Genomic DNA, 538 nt, shown 5'->3' on the forward strand with positions numbered 1-538 from the left:
TGTCTTATACTGAAATATGGCTACAGGTTAATAATTGAATTTAAGCTACATTTTTAAAGACCATGTTTGGTGTTTTATACCCTAAAGATATATGTAATCTTTTATTGTTATAAATATAGATTGCATTATGTGTTGCCTTGCTTGCAATTTTCTTAGAAAAGAATGTTTGATCGAGATAGAATTCATCTTTTAGGATTCCATTAACTCTCTCAGCAATAGCATTTTCATAACAATGATTTTCTTCAGTCATACTTATTTTTATCTGTTGCTTATTAAGTTGTTCTACATATTGATTACTACAGTATTGTATCCCTCGATCAGAATGGTGAACCAAACCGGCCTTTGGCCGTGCTTGCTTTATGGCCCGTTTAAGGGCCCGCAAGCAACCCGCCAACTCCAACGAATCACTGATGTCATATCCTACAATCTTTCGAGAGAACATATCTGTAATTAATGCTAAATAACAAAAGCCGTTGATGGTACGGATATAGGTTATATCAGACACCCAGACTTGATTAGGGGCTGTAACATCCATGTC

1 protein-coding gene is annotated in these 538 nt (G+C 35.1%); it reads right to left on the minus strand.

Features of this window, described 5'->3' with window-relative positions; all coding sequences use genetic code 11:
* Positions 1-40 precede the first annotated feature (40 nt).
* Positions 41-538, minus strand: a 498-nt coding sequence (locus ACE01N_RS20665) for an IS3 family transposase (RefSeq protein ID WP_380593008.1), incomplete at its 5' end; no start/stop codon positions are given.

The organism is Quyinboa ferrireducens, assembly GCF_042436675.1.
GTDB lineage: Bacteria > Bacteroidota > Bacteroidia > Bacteroidales > UBA5342 > JBHJHP01.